The organism is Paenibacillus sp. FSL H7-0357 (genome assembly GCF_000758525.1).
GTDB lineage: Bacteria > Bacillota > Bacilli > Paenibacillales > Paenibacillaceae > Paenibacillus_AQ.
Genome location: NZ_CP009241.1, coordinates 6,108,399 through 6,127,473 on the forward strand (window position 1 = coordinate 6,108,399; position 19,075 = coordinate 6,127,473).

The window sequence follows — 19,075 nt, forward strand, 5'->3', positions numbered from 1 at the left end:
ATCGTCACCTTTTGTTTTAGTTAAACTTAATAGGTTTTGCCGGAGAACCCACTGCAGTACAATTTGGAGGTAAATTCCTTACCACCACGGAACCAGCACCAACAATTACATCTTCTTCTATAATAATTCCTTGTATAATTTGAGAACCTGTTCCTAGTTCAACAAAGTTATTAAGCTTAGTGTTGCCAGAGAGATTAACACTCGGATAAAGCGTACAAAAATCTTCAATTACGGCATCATGGCCAATAGTACAATCCAAATTCACAATAACATGTTTACCGATAGAAATATTTACCGTCAATATAGAACCTGCACAGATAATACTTCCTTGACCGACTTCTAACCATTCGGACATTATTACAGAAGGATCAATTAGCGTAACAAATCTCACATTGGAAAATTCTAACGCTTCAGAAATCACTTTTTTTCTTAGTTTAGGTTTCCCTATCGTACAAGCTACAGATATTGCTGATTCTCTCGAATCAAACCATTCCATTCCTCCCAATACCGGAAGACCATTTATAATACTTCCTTCCAGATGAGAATTATTATCTATGAAACCAATGAGATTCCATGTTTCCTGAAACCGGTTAATATTGTTTACCAGCCAGGCAACCTCTCTTCCAAATCCTCCTGCTCCTATAAGTACAAGATCCTGCATGCATAATTCACCTCTTAATCTTTTCCTACAATAAATGTATAGTTTGTTGTTGCTGACCCTCCAATATTTAACATCATTGCATTTCTGGCATTATTAATTTGATATTCCCCAGCATTATTCGATATTTGTTTATACAAATCCAACAACATTCTAACTCCGGAAGCTCCGACAGGATGCCCCCCACCAATTAAACCACCGCTTGGATTCACTGGCTTTTCACCAGCGAATGAGATCAGGCCTGACTCAATAGCTTCATACTCTTTTCCTGGATCTGTCAAACCCAAGCAGGATAATGCAGCATATTCACTGGATGTAAAACAATCATGAACCTCAAACAAATCTATATCCTTAACCTCTAATTCGGATTTTTTGTATGCCTCTTCAACTGCTGTTCGAGTCCATTTAAGAAGATACGGATTGTCACTACTTTCATTAATCTTTGAATTGAAAGTTAATGGAGCATTTCTGTGACCCCATCCTTTTATGTAAGGAAGGTCACTAATATTCAAGTTGTTTCTCCTGCAATAACTACGTGCATATTCTTCAGAAGCAAGAAGTACCATTGCTGCTCCATCAGTTGTTTGAGAACAATCACTAATAGCCAATCTTCCACCAACCAGTGGATTAGATTCCGTTTTCCGCATTTCAGATTGCGATCTACTCATAAACCAATTTTTTGTTTGTGATTTAGGATTTCTTTTAGCATTTGAATAATTAATATAAGAAATCTCAGCTAAGTTGTTCATATACCGCTCAGCATCAAGATTATATTTTTCAATAGTGGCATCAGCTAATTTACTAAATAAATTAGGAAACGGAAAGTCGACCCCTTTGGCTTCCTTCTCAAAATAAGAAGCACTTCCAAGGAACGTTCCACTCAACTTACTATTCACTGTCTTCATCATCTCAATACCTACTACAATAGCCAAATCATATTGCTCACTTTTTATTTTGGCTATAGCAGCATCTATCGCTACTGAGCCTGAAGCACATGCTGCTTCATACCGTGCTGAAGGCAAACCATAGAATACATCACTAATCTCTGTAAGGAATGCTCCGAGATGTCCCTGAGACAAATAGTTTTCTGCTGCAAAATTACCTATAAAGGCTCCAATTTTATTCTCATTATTAAGTTTTTTAATTTCGTCAGTTGAAATATTAGTTGCTAAAAATCCATCCTCTATAATTTCTCTAAACATTCCAACTAGTGATTTACCCTCTTTACTCCAATTGCGTTCGTAGTCACTTTGTTCTCCACCGAGAATATATACTTTGCTCATTGCTGCCCCCCATGGTAAATCTAGAATTTAGCTCTCAAATATCTCCTGAAATCTAATTGCGAAGGTTCTATGTTTATTTTATTGAACATATCAACGAATGAATTCAGTTTAGTATCTTTGTTCATAATTTCTATCAATTTGTCTTTACCACCAAATAATTGCAACAGGGCTAACGGGGGCGCCCAATTAAATCCATATGCCATTACTGTATCAGCATCGTGTATACTTCCAGCAATTTCATCAGCTACAAATACTGAGTACGTAATATATTTCATTAAGAAATGACTACAGATACGGGCTTCCTCTGAATCATTATTTATCAATATTTTGATAGCCTCGTCATAATTAGATTCTTTAATAGCAGCTACCATTCTTTGCACAAAATAAAAGGAATACTTGATTTGTGAACGATAATTTTTAGTTTCAATATCATAAACATATATATGTTTCTTCCCCGTACTATCTCTTTCAAGTTTATATAACCCTTGGCCACATTTTCTCCCTAGTTTGTTCCCTTTAATTAATAGTTCGATAAATTCAGGTAACCTAAAAGAACTATTATACATATCATGAGAATTAGTAAAGAGATTATCTGTGATCGCTTTGTATATATCAAGTCCAATAAAATCTACAGTTACAAGTGGAGCCATCCCCCTACCAGTAAAAGGACCCAGAATTGAATCGATATAATCGATTCCACCTCTATCTCTGTATAGTTCAGCAAATTGAAGTGCTTCATTTAAAAACTGGAAACCAATACGATTCGCTAAAAACGCTGGTGCATCTTTAAGAACAACAACTTTTCTAAATAACACTTGCTCTAGATAAGCTCTTAAAGCAACGAGCACTTCTTTATCTGAATTCTCGTTAGGAATCAACTCACACAATGGCAAGTTATATGGAGGATTAAAGAAATGTGTAACAAAATACAAAGATTGTCCTTCTTTATCAAAGCTTTCTTTCAATTTTTCTATAGAAAGACCTGAAGTCCCAGTACTTACAATTGTTCCGGGTCTTCTATGTTTAGAAATAATTTTATTCACTTCATTCTTCACTTCATAAATTTCAGCAACAGATTCAAATATCCAATCTGAGTTGGCGATACAATCTGCCAACTCATCAAAGGTCTTTGCTATTAAATTACCTCTAATTGAATCAGCTCTGACAGACCCAACAGCTTTTTCAATTCCTTCAAAAGACTTATCTAGAGACCTACTGACCATGTAAACTTCAACATTTCCAAAAGAAGCAAAAATCCCTGCTACCGCTGCGCCCATAGCCCCGTTTGCACCGATTACTGTTACTCTATTAATTGTTATCATATCTTCCCCCAAGGATGACCTTTTCGAGCGTTATAGACCTTCTTTTCTTACTGAAGCTAGCGAAGACATTGTAGTAACATCAGAATTATTAATTCCAGTTTTACGAATAATATTAACTACTGTTTTCAAAACAATCTTCAAATCCAAAACAAAGCTTACATGCTCAACATACCACACATCTAATCTGAACTTTTCATCCCACGATATCGCATTCCGACCATTCACTTGAGCCCATCCAGATATACCTGGTGTAACGTCATGTCTTCGCAACTCATCAGAGGAATAGTAGTCCAGATATTCAACTAAAAGTGGTCTTGGGCCTATAAAGCTCATTTCACCTCTAATAATATTAAACAGTTGTGGGAGTTCATCTATACTTGATTTACGCAAAAATGATCCTATCTTGGTCAGCCTCATCATGTCAGGTAATAATTCGCCAGTTCGGTTTGTATCTGCTGACATGGTTCTAAATTTATACAGGGTAAAAACCCTACAATTTTTACCTGGACGTTTTTGCCGAAATAATACTGGACCATCAGAACTCACCTTAATTGCTATAAAGGCAGCTAACATAATGGGAGAAGTAAGAACAATAAGAAAACATGCAGTAAGCCAATCCATAATCCTCTTAACAATTAAGTAAGACTTCATTTATGATCAACCTCTATAGTTTAGATACTGAAAAAAATAGCGGGTAACTACCCCGCCATACCTTCAGCTAATGCCATACCTTTTTGCAATTCGGCTTCAAACGTTGCTCTGTATTGGGCAATAATAGCAGTGCTATGTCCATTACTCTTTAATTTTTGTTCAGCATCTGTAATAATACTATTGAAGCTCGCAGTGAAAGAGGATAACTGTTGTTTGCCCTTAGCTACAAGATTAGCCTTTGCAGCAGCGTCCTTAGCACTCACATACTCTATTGCAAGTCCATAAAGGGTTGAAGTGCTCTGATCGCGCAAGGCATTCAATTTCGCTTCTGTATCCCCTGTTATTTGTTCGTAGGTTAATGCTCCACTTCCACCAGCGCCCCCTCCAGTCGTTCCAGATGAAGGTTTCGGTGAAGGCGTTGAAGTTGGACCTGATCCAGTTGGAGTGGCAACGGGTACCACAGGTGTTGGAGTAACTTGAGCTTGATATGATGGCGATTCAGCAGTAATTGTCTTTGTTGTTTGATTCCAGCTAATGTTGTTGCCTACAGATTCCGATAAAAAACGAAGAGGCACATATAATGTTCCGTTAAGCATATAACTGCCCTGCCCCGTAGGAACTGTTTTGGTAGATCCATTAAATACAAAGCTCGCTTTCACTTTACCCAACATAATATTTTTGGTTACTGCTGAAATACTACCTACATTCCCAACATTCATTAAATATTCTTTAATCACTACCAATTCCGAGCTACTAGGTTCAGACACTGTAACCTTTACGCTCTTGGCATCCCAATTCACACTTTTCTGCAAAGCATAGGACATGAATCGAAGTGGAACATACGTTGTATTGTTGTAGGTGAATACATGCTGCCCGGTAGGAGGCTGTAAACTTACTCCATCAAAAATCATCTTCACGTTCATACTGGATGCTTTGATCGTATCAGCTACTGTTGCAGCTGATGCAGACAGTGGAGCAGATGCTGTTAATGGGGCAACTCCTATCAGTGTAAGCAGTAACAACACCGCTGCTGGAAATTTCGCCTTAGGCATATTACTCACTTCCTTCTTTTTCAGCTTTTTTTGCTTCTTCTTCTTCAACTAGTATTTGATCATGCGTCTTCCCTTGACTTACACCATATTTTTTGGCGACCTGGGACAACTCGTTATATTGTTCTTCAGAAACCTTACCAAGAATGATACTACGGGCTTCCCGCTTCTCTTCTATACTCAGACCACCTTTAGCTAACTCTTGCAGCCGCTTAATATCTGAGAGGCTTAATTGACCCATAACAATTGAAGCCACGTCTGCCTTATCCTTCACAGTAACACTTTCTTGTATTTGCTTTGCTTTGTCTGTTGAGACCTGAGCAGTATAGTCGTCTACTGCTGGAGTATTCGTAGGTTTACTTGTAGGTTTACTTGTAGGTTTACTCGTACCAGCGGTTGCTTGTCCGCCAGCATCCTCCCCCTTATCTGTACCCTCCGCAGCAGTTGTATCTGTAGATTTGGTGATTGCTGTGGATTGAGTTGTTGCTATAGGCTCTACACTTTTAGGTTCTCCACTTGCTGTTGGCTCCGCAGTCGCATCTCCCGCCACTACAGCAGGTTCAACTTGCTCTCCCTTGGTTACATTATCAGTAGTCTGATCCACTTCCACATCGAAGCTATCGGCCATTGAACTCATTAGTTTGTCCACTGCGTAATTGGCTGCAAATAAGCCGCCCACACCAAGCACTACAATCACCGATAGCGTCCAGAACAATATCTTCTTCCATCTCTTGTTGAACACTTCAGGCACCTCCATATCAAAGAATTAGCTAATTGCAGCTTGAGCTACTGGCTGCATTGGAACAATTTGGTTGATGACTTCACGAATGGCTTCTCCGTCTTCAGACAACACACGTTCCAATCGTTTGAATTCCAGTTCAAGCTGGTTCTGGCTTAGCACATTGGGTCTGCCGATGAAGATCCGGTCATGCTGGGTGGAACCCAGATTCTCCTCAGCAGTCAGCAGTTCTTCATACAGCTTCTCACCTTCCCGTATTCCAGAGAAGGTAATCGCGATGTCCCTGTAAGGCTCATAGCCAGATAAGGTAATCAAATCTTCCGCCAATGTCAGAATCTTGACAGGTTGCCCCATATCCAGCACAAAGACTTCCCCGCCGTTCGCGAAAGATCCGGATTGGATAACAAGCTGTACCGCTTCTGGAATGGTCATGAAATAACGCACCATCTCTGGATGGGTAACGGTAACAGGTCCACCGGCAGCAATCTGCTGTTTGAACGCCGGTATTACACTGCCACGGCTGCCCAGTACATTGCCGAACCGCACAGCCGAGAACTTCGTTGGACTTGAAGTGTTAAGACTCTGCACATACATCTCGGCGATCCGCTTCGTCGCTCCCATTACGCTCGTTGGGTTGACTGCCTTGTCTGAAGAGATTAGTACGAAACGTTCCGCTCCATATTTATCTGCACAGTCCGCTACATTGCGTGTACCGAAGACATTGTTCTTAATAGCCTCGGAAGGATTACGCTCCATTAGAGGAACGTGCTTATGTGCTGCCGCATGAAAGACTACGTGCGGTCTATGACACTCGAATACTTCCATAATCCGAGCGCGGTCCTGCACATCGGCTATGATTGTTACAACATTCAACTCAGGAAACTTCTTGCGGAGTTCCATCTCAATCGTATAGATACTATTCTCGCCATGTCCGAGAATTAACAGCTTGCATGGTGCGAATGGAGAGATCTGACGACATAGTTCTGAGCCAATCGAGCCTCCAGCACCAGTAATTAATACTGTCTTGTTGTGCACATATCCAAGGATACTGTTCAGGTCAGCCACAATCGGTTCACGGCCAAGCAAATCCTCTACGCTTACATCACGCAGCTTCTTCACCGAGATTTTGCCGGCGATTAGGTCATTCAGTGCAGGTATAATCTTAAGCTTAACTCCGGTAGCCTTAGCCAGATTAATAATCTCTGAAATCTCCGTTCTTGAGACAGAAGGCATTGCAATAATAACCTCATGAATCTCAAATTCCTTCACGATCCTGGGAATATCATACCTGTTACCCAACACAGGCACACCAAGAATAGACAAATGGTATTTATCCACACTATCGTCTATAAATCCAACGATTCGAGTATGTGCAAATGAAGGTCCCATCATTTCACGGGCAATCAGAATTCCGCAGTCACCGGCACCCACAATCAAAGTATGCGTCTCTGTACCCTTGGAGTTAATCCGGTCATTCCGGAACACCCTCCAGCAGAAGCGCACCCCACCGACCAGCAGCAAAATGGTCTCTGTCGCCCGTACCTCAATACTAAGAGGGACCCGCTCAGGCAAAATAAGAAATGCCACTGCAAAAGCAAGAACGGCGCCTACGACAATAGCTTTGAAGACCGAGACGATCTCGCCAATACTGGCATACTGCCACAATCTGCGGTAGAGCCCGAAGTAGATCAGACTCCCCCCAAAAGTGACAGTCGCAATAAGACCGAACATCAGCATCTGAAGCATATATTCGTCAGGGACGCCGTTAGGGAACCGGAACATATAAGAAGTTATAATACTGAACCAGATGATCGCAAGGTCAATGAGGAACAATAAATACACTCTGGTTTTCACTGTCATTTTTAGTGCCTCCAAAAATAACAATTTTGTCTATGGAACAACTCAATTTCCATAATAATAATAATAGTAACCTTCACTGGCTTTACGCTTCACATTATTTAGGACTACGCCCAGCATTTTGGCCCCTACACGATCAAGATTAGCCTTGGCCTTGGCCGCGATATCACGCTTAACCTTGCCATAACTCACTACCATTATGACTCCATCACTCTTAGAAGATACAATTTGTGCATCAGTAACTGCCAGCAGAGGCGGTGTATCAATAAGAACAATATCAAACCGTTGCCGAAGTTCTTGGAGCACACTGCTCATGCGGTTAGATGACAACATTTCAGCCGGATTAGGTGGGATTGGTCCTGAAGTCATCAGATACAGGTTATCCACCCCAGATTCTTGAATGACTTCATCCAGATTCGCTTGCTGAGATAATAGCGAGGATAGGCCTAACCTGTTACTTAAGGAGAACGTCTTATGTGCTGTTGGCTTACGCAAGTCACTATCGATCAAAAGCACCTTTTTATCGGATTGGGCATAAGCTGCCGCCAAATTGGCTGAGACTGTAGATTTACCTTCTTCTGGACCCGAGGACGTCACCATAATGACTTGAATTTGTTCATCGACCGAGGAAAAATCAATGTTCGTACGCAATGCCCGGAACGCCTCCGATACCGGTGATCGTGGGTTCGTAACAGTAATCAGATGACGTTGTTGTTTATTTGGCTGCTGTGACATGCTCTAGTTCCCCCGGCTTTCTGACTTGTGTCTGAGCTTGTGTCTCAGTACCTTTGGCTTCATCTTGTCCAACTCTTGTGATCATCGCAATAGTTGGCAATCCCAGATAACGCTCAATATCCGCCTCAGTCTTCAGCGTATCATCCATGTATTCTAGAAGAAATGCAATTCCGAGACCAAGCATTAAAGAAACAATAAATGCAATAGCAAGATTCATCACTACATTTGGTTCCACAGGTCCTGGTTCTACAGATGGATTAACCTTAGCCTCATTAAGAATAGATACATTCTGAACATTGAATAATGACGGAATTTCCTGTTTAAATACAAGCGAAATGGCATTCACGATTTCTGCAGCTCTCTGGTACGAATTATCTCGAACGACAAGTGTCATCACCTGCGTATTATTTACGGAACTCACGTTTACCTTCTTCAACAACTCCTCCGCAGTGATATTGAATTGCGGATATTCCTTGGCTACGACGTCTAGAATCGCCGGTGTCTTGATAATTTCCTTGTACGTATTAATCAGCTGTATATTCGTATTAATTTGGTTAAGGTCCAACTGACCCGCCGTAGATTGTGTAGGCGTCTGATTCACAATGATTTTCGTAGAAGCTTCGTATACGGGATTCTTGATATACAAACTGTAAATTCCGGCAAGAAGACATGCCACCATTACAATACTTGCAATTAGCCAAACTCTCTTCCTGACAATCTGAAAATAATCGCGAAGATCCAATTCTTGTGCTGACAAGTGAATTTCCCTCCAAGCTATTTCTGTAATATTTCAATCCACGCTAAAAAAGTGCCCCCTCTCACGTAGACGAGAGGAGGCTCTCCACTTGCTTATTGCTTACTTGAAGTTAATAGTACGATAGATAATTACCGCAGCTTCTGCACGGCTAGCTGTGTTTGTAGGGTTGAACTTACCAGCATTACCGATTACCAAGTTGTTGCTGGCAGCGAAGGCTACTCCATCTTTCAGCGTAGCATTGATCTTAGCAGCATCAGTGAATTTGTTCAGAGCCGAAGCATCTGTCTTTGCATCTGGGTGAGTCAATTTCAATGCACGGGAGATCAGTGTCGCCATCTCAGCGCGTGTAATAGTGGCAGTTGGATCGAATGTAGTTGAAGTGCGGCCTTGGATAATACCCTTCTCTGCAGCAACAGCTACATAAGGAGCGTACCAAGCAGTAGAACTCACATCGCTGAAGTTTTCAGTTGCTGTGCTGTTTTCCAAGTTCAGCGCACGAACCAGCATCTTAGCGAATTCCGCACGGGTAACATTGTTCTTAGGAGCGAATTTACCATTTCCGATACCTTCAATCGCACCCTTAGCAGCTACGACTTGAATTTGTCTTCCAGCCCAAGCTTGAACTTTAGCAATATCACTGAAGCTCACCTTATTCTCGAGAACAGCATAGGAAGAGAATGTGTCTCTTGGTTCAACGATATATTCACCGTCAAGCACGCCGCCTTGGAATTGCAAATTACTATAAACCACTTTTGCTACAGACAACAATTCTTTATCAAGACCAGTAGTATCCTTAAGTGGAAGCTTAATAGTCAATGGTTGCTTGAACGTTGTTGTTGGAACGTTCTTCACAGTAAATCCGAAATCATATACACTTGACGCCAGTTTCAGCTTAGTAATAGATGTTACTGTAGTATCAGCAGCAGTTGTAACTGTCAGGGCAACCTCTGTATTAAATTGAGCCATCGGAATTGTTACTGTCAGGCTGTTATAGGTCACACCCATGTTGGCAATACCTTTAGCCGTCGCAGCATCAACGATTACTTTGGACAGTGGAACTTCTACTGTCGACACTTTAATTGGACCAAGATCAAGCGTCAGTGTCAACGGGCCGGTATATCCTACAGCTTTTGCAGCTGCAACTAGTTTATCAAACGCCGCAAGGATGTCAGCATCAACCAATTTAACTGTGGCTTTATCACCTGTGATCACAACGTATTTGGACGCATCAAATATCGAGGCTTTGGCAAAAGCTTCAGCAGGAGTCAATGTAGTTGTAGTAGTACCACCACTAGCAACGCCACCACCGCCACCATTGTTACCACCACCAGCTTGGAGGTATGCGTTGTAATATGCTCTTGCAAGTACCAATAGCGCAGCTTTTTCTTTAGTAACAGATGCTTCGTTTTCCAGGTTATTCTTCACTGCCGCAAGATCCGCTCTGGTGACTCCGAACTTATTGAGTCCGTTAAGCACACCATTAACAGTAGAGGAACCCACTGCAACTTTAAGAGTAGCTTCTTTGGCTTGTTTGAAAAGAGCACTGTTTTCGTCTTGCAGCGCTGCAAGAATCACAGCTTCACTTTGTCCCTTGAAGAGAGGGATCAGTGTTTGTTCAACACCGTTTGTACCGAGGATGGAAGTGTATACTTCATCAACAGTTAGGTTAGGCAGACCAATTTCTCCAGCAATCTTCTTCACCAAGTCTTTGTAAGCTTGGTAGTTCTCAGACTTCTGAATGTCAGTTACTGCTGAATACTCAGGAGTATATACAGATGTAACGATCTCCACATAAAGTTTGTGTAATAGAGATTTGTCAGCCTGTGTCAGGAAAGTCAACTTATCCGTTACGGGAGCAAAATCCGCTTCCAATTGTGCTTGAGTCAAGCCCTGAAGCTCTCCACGGAAATCACGCAGGATCTGTTTGTCCGCTTCTGCCAAAGTTGCGTACAACACATTTGCACGATCTTTCAAAGCTGTAAAAATTACGTCATTGCTAGATGCCGCAGATGCAACGCCATTCAAATGTTTAGCCAAACCTTGGCTGCTGAAAGGGAAGCCTGCTACAGATGCTGCTGCCATACTTACTGCTAGTGTTGATACTGCTAATTTTTTCTTCAAAGTCACTTTTCATCCACCTCTTTGTATGTAGTGTTGAATCTGTTACTGCTGTTGCTGTTAGAATAGGTCATACTAAGTCTACGCTATTCTGATAAAATGTAACAATAACCCAGTATTACCCATTCTACCACTATTCGAGAGATTGGTCACGCTTTACGAGAAAATATTCCGAAGATTTTTTGACTTTTTTTGCGGGAACCCGTATAAAGCACTCGAACTAGCTCCTCGTTGGCGATAATTCTCTGTGAATTGTGGCGAAAACAGTCGGAAACGGCAGCCCCCAGTTCTTTCTCCACAACGTTGTAAGCTTCACTGAGACCAAAGGGTCGATGATGGCTGTCATGCGCATCGGAAGCGATCACATGAACAGCGTTTCTTCGACACAGGTCGAGTGATAGCTTCTGCAGTTTGCTTCCAAAGACTCCGGCAATACTCTGCGCTGTGACTTGTCCTAGTGCTCCCAGCTCTATTAATCTTTCTAATTTGGTGGGATCTTCAGCAATTTCAGCGTTACGCTCCGGATGGGCAATGACTGGGACAAAACCTTGAATCATAAGTTCATGGCAAGTTTCCTCCATGCTGCGTGGTACCCGAGAAGAAGGCATTTCTAGCAATATATACTTTGATCCCGCAAGCGTCAGCAACTGGCCTTGTTCCAAATCAATTAGGAGATCCCCGTATATGCGGATCTCCTGACCAGGTAGTACTAGCAGGTTAATACCAGCTTGTTGAAGTCTCTCATTCAAAAGCTGAACGGCTTGTCCAATATTTGGAGCGGGATTCATATATACTCCATTGGCATGGTGAGGTGTAGCTATTGCCGTAGAAATACCATCCTTCTGGGCGTCCTGTGCCATAGCGAGAGCCGCTTCCCAGTCTGCAGCTCCATCATCCATAAAAGGTAAAATGTGGTTATGAATATCTATCATATACTTTTTATCGATCCTTTTCTAGCTTTATTTTATAGATTTTTCGCAAAAACACAACCATTTCACTGGGGAATAATCGCTAGAATTAATGTGTAATTTATTCCTACAATTCCAATTCTATCAAACGCCGGTTTATTGCTGCAAGTTTACCGTCAATTTCACCTATCATTTTACCGCTCTGGACGGTAAGTCTGCAATCTAATAAACTATCAATTTCGAGGCGCAGCGCCGCAATCTCGCGTTCTATAGCGTCAGACTTAAAGAGAGTCATCATCTCCGATAAGGACTGTTTATGCTGATAGATCAGTTTGCTGCCACTAGCAGTCAGTTCTGAGATCCGGCGGACCGATCCACTCTCATAGTAATACTCCATTGTGAATCCTTGATAAATCCTATTCACTGAACCAGACCCTTTATAAGTGACGAAAAGCTTGCGGACTGCATTATTCAGATGGGGGTTCACCACCCGGCAGGAAAACGAGCAGATATAGAGATGCCCCCGGCGTTCCACATTGAGGCGAATCGCTTCCCCCCCGTTTTCCTCCAATACAATCTCCTGTTCTCCACCTCCGAGAACCTTAACACGGTGGCTAATATAGCAGGTATCGGCTGTGAGCAGAAACTGGTTCATCTGAAATTCTGTCATTTGCAAAGTTGTATTTACATATTCCGTCGCCAATCGCTGAGCCATAACCATCCCTCTATTCTTTATAGCAATCATTAGATTGATTATACAACGTAGAGCGGCGGGTTTCTCTCATGCTAGAACAGGCTAAAGACCGTTAATCCCTATTATGGGGTGGAAATGGGAGAATAGGTGAGGAATTCGCATTGATCCTATGATATACGCATATTTCCCATATATCAGGACCAACTTATTCTTCAGAGATATCCTCAGACTGAGATGCTTCCACGGGATCCTGGCTTTCCTGCTCATCCTCTATATCTTCTTCGGAAGGAAGGCAGTATCTCTCAATCAGTTCCCACAGTTCATCTTTGCCGAGGCCCAGTTCCGAGGAAAAGGAGATGAAATTATCCCCCGGCAATACACCGAGCTCCTGTTTCATAATTTTGATATGTTTTGGCCAGCGGGTCTTTGGAATCTTGTCCGCTTTGGTTGCCACCACGCAGAGCGGCAGATCATAATGCTTCAGCCAATCAAACATCATTTTATCGTTACTGGTTGGCGGGTGACGCAAATCCACTATAAGCAGAATAAGCCTTAGCGTGTCCCGCTCTGCCATATACTTTTCGACCATTTTCCCCCATGAGGCACGTTGGGTTTTGGAAACTTTGGCATACCCGTAGCCCGGGAAGTCAACAAAATACATATCTTCGTTGACACGGTAATAGTTCATATGCTGTGTCTTGCCCGGTGTGGAGCTGGTACGGGCCAGATTTTTACGGTTAATCATCCGGTTGATCAGGGAGGACTTCCCTACGTTGGAGCGCCCTGCCAGAGCAATCTCCGGCAAGGCGTCAACTGGGTATTGATCAGGGCCTACGGCGCTGATGATAAATTCGGCATTGTTAACTTTCATAGGACTTCCTTTCTAATGCACACTACTCGGCGCTTCACTGCTAATTTCTGTATGATGTTCAACAAGCGCATGCTGCAGCACCTGATCCATATGGGATACAGGCACAAACTCCACATCGTTTCGTACGCTCTCCGGGATATCCTTGAGGTCGCGCTCGTTGTCCTTCGGAAGAAGGATTTTTTTGTAACCGGCACGGTGGGCAGCCAGCGATTTCTCCTTGAGCCCGCCAATCGGCAGGACACGCCCGCGCAGCGTAATCTCCCCCGTCATTGCCACGTCTTTAGATACATATCGTTTGGTCAGTGCGGAGATCAATGCAGTAGCAATGGTGATCCCTGCAGAGGGGCCATCCTTCGGTATTGCTCCTTCAGGGATGTGAATGTGGATGTCGTTTTTCTCATGAAAATCCGGCTCTAGTCCCAGCTCCTCCGCCTTTGAACGGGTATAGCTAAAAGCGGCCTGTGCCGACTCCTTCATCACGTCACCCAACTGTCCCGTAAGCGTGAGCTTGCCAGTGCCCTGAACAACCGTTACTTCGATCAGTAGCGTGTCGCCTCCAACCTCGGTCCATGCCAGCCCGGTTACGGTGCCAATCTGATCCTCCAACTCGGCCATACCGTAACGGTACTTCGATACACCGAGGTAGTCCTTGACCTCACCCGGCAGGATACTGACTTGTTTCTTCTCATCGGATACAATCTGCTTCGCTGCTTTGCGGCAAAGTGCCGCGATCTGCTGCTCCAAATTACGTACCCCGGATTCCCGGGTATATTCGCGGACGATCTTCAGCAGGGTGTCATCTTCAATGGACAGTTGCTCATCCTCCAAGCCATGATTCTTACGCTGCTTCGGCAGCAAATAACGGCTGGCAATTTGCAGTTTCTCCAGTTCTGTGTAACCGGGAATGAAGAGCATCTCCATCCGGTCAAGCAGGGGACGTGGAATATTATGCACAGCATTCGCAGTTGTCACGAACATAACATTCGACAGGTCGAACGGCAACTCGACGAAATGATCGCTGAATGTATTGTTTTGCTCCGGATCGAGCACCTCCAGCAGTGCCGCCGAAGGGTCGCCGCGGAAGTCCGCCGCCATCTTGTCGATTTCGTCAAGGAGAAAGACCGGGTTAACGCTGCCCGCTGTCTTCATCCCCTGGATGATCCGGCCCGGCATTGCACCGACATAGGTGCGGCGGTGGCCGCGAATCTCAGCTTCATCCCGCACGCCGCCCAGAGAAATGCGCACGAACTTGCGGTTCAGTGAACGGGCAATCGAACGAGCTAACGAAGTTTTGCCGACACCCGGAGGTCCTACCAGACAGAGAATCGGGCCCTTCAGCTTCTTGACCAGCTTTTGGACGGCCAGATATTCCAGTACCCGTTCCTTCGGCTTCTCCAGACCGTAATGATCCGCATCCAGCACCTGCTCCGCCTTCAGAATATCCAAATCATCCTCTGTCGATTCGCTCCAAGGCAGACTCAGCAGCCAATCCACATAGTTGCGGATGACGCTGCCTTCCGCCGAGCTAGCCGGCATTTTTTCCAAGCGGTCGATTTCCTTCTCGATTTTCTCCTGCACACGTTCCGGCAGATTCTTTTCTTCCATCAGGCTACGCAGCTCATCCGCTTCACCGGCCCGGCCTTCTTTTTCACCGAGCTCCTTCTGGATCGCTTTCATCTGTTCACGCAGATAATATTCCTTCTGGGTTTTCTCCATCTGTTTCTTCACACGCTGGTTGATTTTGCGCTCAAGTTCAAGCACTTCACGCTCATTGTTAAGGATATCGAGCAGCTTCTCCAGGCGTTTGCTGACATCAATGGTCTCCAGAATCTCCTGCTTATCCTTAATCTTTAGTGCCAAATGGCTCGTGATGACATCGGCGAGTCTTCCCGGCTCTTCAATATCAGAGACAGCAGCAAGCGTTTCTGGGGTGACTTTTTTGGACAAAGTGATGTAGTGTTCGAATTGGCTCAGTACGGTGCGCATTAGAGCGTCACTCTCCTGATCCACATCCTCCTGCTCTGGCAGCTCGCGCGCCATCACCTCGTAAAACTCCTCATTATCCATATAATGAATAATTTCGGCCCGCTCCACACCTTCCACCAGCACACGAATCGTGCCGTTGGGAAGCTTCAGCATTTGCCGCACATTCGCGACGGTACCGACCCGAAAAATATCTTCTTGTCCCGGCTCCTCAATATTCACTTCCGACTGTGAGCAGAGGAGAATCAGGTTATCTTCAACCATAGCTTTTTCCAGCGCCCGAACGGACTTCTCGCGGCCCACATCCAAATGAAGAACCATACTGGGGTACACAAGAAGACCTCTAAGGGGCAATAAAGGAAAACGACGACCTTTTGTTTTGTTTGGTATCATCGCTTTCGCACCTCCCATGGTTCTCAAGTAGTGTCATATGCATTCATTCTAACAAAAGCGGCATCAAAACACCAACAGGCTGCCTTTCAGTGTAAACGTTCTACGTCTTTCCAGCATATCAACGCAGCAATTAGTATTTGCGGCTCGCATGTGGAATATGTCCGTTTGTGGATAAAGCGGACAAAAGGAGCAAGAAATTGTGCTGAAATGTGGAATTCCATAAAAAAGAGCGGCGGGTTTCCCGCCACTCTTTCGCTGTGCAGTAACATCTAATTCGCATTGCTTAAATTGCGATCAAACTTAATTCTGTTCACTATCTGCACAACCATCGCCCCCAATAAAACACCGGCAGAATCAATGGCTACGTCATACAATCTGCCGTCACGTCCAAAGTATAATTGGAGCAGCTCTGTCAGCAGGGCAAAAGCAATGGATACAAGAATACTCATAACGGTGCTCTTACTCCGTCTATAGAACAGGACTGCCAGCACAGCAAATCCTGAGAAATGTCCTATCTTTCTGATGATATACCCGGAGGTATACTTCAAATCCAGCGTCGTCAGTTCGTGGAAATCGGCTGATCCCAGCCAATGAAACGATGGAACGGTGCCGTTCACCCAAAAGCTGGAGTCAGAAGCACAGGTGAATACAAGCAACAGCATGGCCCATGCGATAAGCACAAAAGTTTTCATTACAATACCCACTTTCAAATTACAGTGTTTATAGTATCGCAGATTTGTAATCAAAAATCTAATTTTGCATATCCCCTGCAGCGTCAGCCTTAAAGAGCGAAGGTGACGCAGAGAACGTCTCGCCGGAGACTGCAGGCAGCCTTACATCCGCGGTCTCTGCGCCGAACAGGTGACGGAATACCTCTTCCACCGTCTCCACCGGAATGACCCGCAGGGGGGCGAGGTCGGCGAATAAGGATTGCCAGTTTTCTTTCGGAATCAGCACAGTAGTTGCTCCAGCCTGAAAAGCTGCCTCTACCTTGGCGATTACGCCGCCGACTGGCTTCACACGTCCATGAATCCCGATCTCACCGGTGATGGCAACAGTGTTGTCAACCGGCAAACGGCGGATTGCGGAGACGATGGCAACAGCCATCGCCACTCCAGCGGATGGACCGTCAATCGGCGTACCACCGGGAAAGTTTACATGCAGATCGTAACGATCCGGCTCCAAATTCATCGTGCGCAGGACCGTCAGCACGTTCTCTACAGATCCTTTGGCCATACTCTTGCGACGGATCGTACGCGATCCCCCGCCAATCTCTTCTTCATCAACCACACCGGTAACATTTAGCCGACCCTGACCGCTAGCAGGTGCAGCCGAAACTTCAATCTCCAGCAAAGTACCCATACCAGGTCCATACACCGCCAGGCCGTTGACCAGCCCTATCTGAGGCGATGAAGGAATCTTGCGTTCCGTCCGCAGCGGCAGCTGACTGCTGCCAGCCACCCATTCCACGTCGGCCGCTGTCAGAGTGTCACGTTGTTCGGTCAAGGCCAACCCTGCGGCGAGTTGAATCATATTGACGGCTTCCCGGCCGTTAGTGGCATATTGCTGCACCACAGTCACAGCTTCCGGGCTGGGCTTCAAGCCAATTTTCTGAATCGCATCACGACCGATCACGGCGATCTCATCAGGCAGCAAAGGACGGAAATAAATTTCCATACAGCGTGAACGCAGCGCCGGTGAAATTTCATCAGGAGAACGGGTGGTTGCTCCGACAAGACGGAAATCGGCTGGCAGACCATTTTGAAAAATATCATGGATATACGCAGGTGTATTGCTGTCCTCGGAATTGTAATAGGCACTTTCCAGCAGCACTTTGCGGTCTTCAAGAACTTTTAGCAGCTTGTTCATCTGAATGGGGTGAAGCTCACCGATTTCATCCAGAAAAAGAATCCCGCCATGCGCCTTGGTCACAGCTCCCGGCTTCGGCTGGGGCACGCCTGCAACCCCCATTGCACCGGCCCCTTGGTAGATCGGATCATGCACTGAGCCAATTAGCGGATCGGCGATTCCCCTTTCATCAAAACGGGCTGTAGTCGCATCAATTTCTGTAAATTTGGCATCACTTTTGAAGGGGGATAGCACATTCTTTTTCGCTTCCTCCATGACGACACGGGCAGCAGCAGTCTTGCCGACTCCCGGAGGTCCGTAAATGATAACATGCTGCGGGTTGGCGCTGCACAGCGCCGCCTTCAGGGCACGCAGCCCATCCTTTTGCCCGACGATATCTCCAATGGAGGCCGGACGCGTCTTTTCCGAGAGCGGTTTGGTTAAAGAAATCATCCGCATCTTCCGCAGCTTATCCAACTCCTTGCGCGACTCACGATCCACCGCCGTCTTATTGGTCTTCTGTCCCCGCAGCAAATTCCAAAAATAAACGCCGATAACCAGCGCGAAAAAGAGCTGCACGATCATCAGCAATATGCTCAATGAGCTTAATTCCATAGGTCATCCTCCCATTTCATTCAGTCTACCTGGTCTATACCGTTGGCTACTACTAGGTAGTATAGCCGTTTCGGTCATTCGTAAACGCAGTGGGGCAGTATTTATGAATAATTAACTAAATTTTGGATAAAAAAATCAGGGGTATGACCGAAGGTCAGATTGACGGGATGGTTATCTGAATTTTATAGCTGAATGTTACAGGAATGAATAAGTGGGTGATGTAGGAAAGGGTATGGGCGGATAAGATCGGTAAGGAGTTGGGCAATCGTAATGAGAGTCAGACGCGGTTCGCCTTCGTGCTAATGCTGCACCTAGGGGCAGGAGAGACCGGATGACTGGCGTTGTTGAGGGTGATCGAGCGTTGCTGCTGACATATATTTAACCGTAGTTGCGATACGGACGTCCTCGCGTTGCTGCACATCGCTAGTCGTTGGTATGCGCCACTAAGGGTAGCTGTAACTTTGGGCGATTGTACGTTGATGCGACGTCCTCGCGTAGCTGTAACTGGGCGATGATACGTTGATACGGACGTCTTGGTGTTGCTGTGCCAACCAGTCGTTGATATGCACCACTAAGCGTAGCTGTAACTTTGAG

At 44.8% G+C, this 19,075-nt stretch carries 16 protein-coding genes; all 16 read right to left on the reverse strand.

Going from position 1 to position 19,075, the window contains the following annotated elements:
* Window positions 1-16: 16 nt before the first annotated feature.
* Entirely contained in the window at window positions 17-661 is a 645-nt protein-coding gene (locus H70357_RS26985) for an acetyltransferase (RefSeq protein WP_038595789.1), read from the reverse strand.
* Between the two features lie 14 nt (window positions 662-675).
* Window positions 676-1,941 (reverse strand): acetyl-CoA acetyltransferase, encoded by a 1,266-nt coding sequence (locus tag H70357_RS26990; protein ID WP_038595791.1) that lies wholly within the window; start codon window positions 1,939-1,941, stop codon window positions 676-678.
* A gap of 20 nt (window positions 1,942-1,961) precedes the next feature.
* Complete coding sequence (locus H70357_RS26995) at window positions 1,962-3,263, reverse strand: 3-hydroxyacyl-CoA dehydrogenase family protein (RefSeq protein WP_038595792.1); 1,302 nt, start codon at window positions 3,261-3,263, stop codon at window positions 1,962-1,964.
* 30 nt (window positions 3,264-3,293) lie between these two features.
* Window positions 3,294-3,914, reverse strand: a complete 621-nt coding sequence (locus tag H70357_RS27000; RefSeq protein ID WP_038595794.1) for a sugar transferase — start codon at window positions 3,912-3,914, stop codon at window positions 3,294-3,296.
* Window positions 3,915-3,961: 47 nt separating this feature from the next.
* A complete protein-coding gene (locus H70357_RS27005; RefSeq protein WP_038595796.1) occupies window positions 3,962-4,966 on the reverse strand; it encodes a copper amine oxidase N-terminal domain-containing protein in 1,005 nt (334 codons plus the stop codon).
* 1 nt (window position 4,967) lies between these two features.
* On the reverse strand, window positions 4,968-5,705 hold the full coding sequence (locus H70357_RS27010) for a hypothetical protein (RefSeq protein WP_038595797.1): 738 nt from the start codon (window positions 5,703-5,705) through the stop codon (window positions 4,968-4,970).
* A 24-nt stretch (window positions 5,706-5,729) separates the two neighbouring features.
* Window positions 5,730-7,562, reverse strand: coding sequence for a polysaccharide biosynthesis protein (locus H70357_RS27015; RefSeq protein ID WP_038595800.1), 1,833 nt, complete (start codon window positions 7,560-7,562; stop codon window positions 5,730-5,732).
* A 42-nt stretch (window positions 7,563-7,604) separates the two neighbouring features.
* A complete protein-coding gene (locus tag H70357_RS27020) occupies window positions 7,605-8,294 on the reverse strand; it encodes a CpsD/CapB family tyrosine-protein kinase (RefSeq protein ID WP_038595802.1) in 690 nt (229 codons plus the stop codon).
* Window positions 8,275-9,051, reverse strand: a complete 777-nt coding sequence (locus H70357_RS27025; RefSeq protein WP_052092269.1) for a YveK family protein — start codon at window positions 9,049-9,051, stop codon at window positions 8,275-8,277. The genes H70357_RS27020 and H70357_RS27025 overlap by 20 nt, the downstream gene beginning before the upstream one ends.
* Before the next feature lie 99 nt (window positions 9,052-9,150).
* Window positions 9,151-11,178, reverse strand: coding sequence for an S-layer homology domain-containing protein (locus H70357_RS27030; RefSeq protein WP_038595805.1), 2,028 nt, complete (start codon window positions 11,176-11,178; stop codon window positions 9,151-9,153).
* Between the two features lie 140 nt (window positions 11,179-11,318).
* A complete protein-coding gene (locus H70357_RS27035; RefSeq protein WP_038595808.1) occupies window positions 11,319-12,101 on the reverse strand; it encodes a tyrosine-protein phosphatase in 783 nt (260 codons plus the stop codon).
* Between the two features lie 103 nt (window positions 12,102-12,204).
* Complete coding sequence (locus tag H70357_RS27040; protein WP_038595811.1) at window positions 12,205-12,792, reverse strand: hypothetical protein; 588 nt, start codon at window positions 12,790-12,792, stop codon at window positions 12,205-12,207.
* A gap of 184 nt (window positions 12,793-12,976) precedes the next feature.
* Entirely contained in the window at window positions 12,977-13,642 is a 666-nt protein-coding gene (gene yihA, locus H70357_RS27045; protein WP_038595814.1) for a ribosome biogenesis GTP-binding protein YihA/YsxC, read from the reverse strand.
* Window positions 13,643-13,654: 12 nt separating this feature from the next.
* Entirely contained in the window at window positions 13,655-16,018 is a 2,364-nt protein-coding gene (lon, locus tag H70357_RS27050; RefSeq protein WP_038595817.1) for an endopeptidase La, read from the reverse strand.
* Between the two features lie 269 nt (window positions 16,019-16,287).
* Window positions 16,288-16,710: a VanZ family protein gene (locus H70357_RS34565; protein WP_052092270.1), complete on the reverse strand. Its 423-nt coding sequence runs from the start codon at window positions 16,708-16,710 to the stop codon at window positions 16,288-16,290.
* Between the two features lie 58 nt (window positions 16,711-16,768).
* A complete protein-coding gene (gene lonB, locus H70357_RS27060; RefSeq protein ID WP_038595820.1) occupies window positions 16,769-18,481 on the reverse strand; it encodes an ATP-dependent protease LonB in 1,713 nt (570 codons plus the stop codon).
* Between the last annotated feature and the right edge of the window lie 594 nt (window positions 18,482-19,075).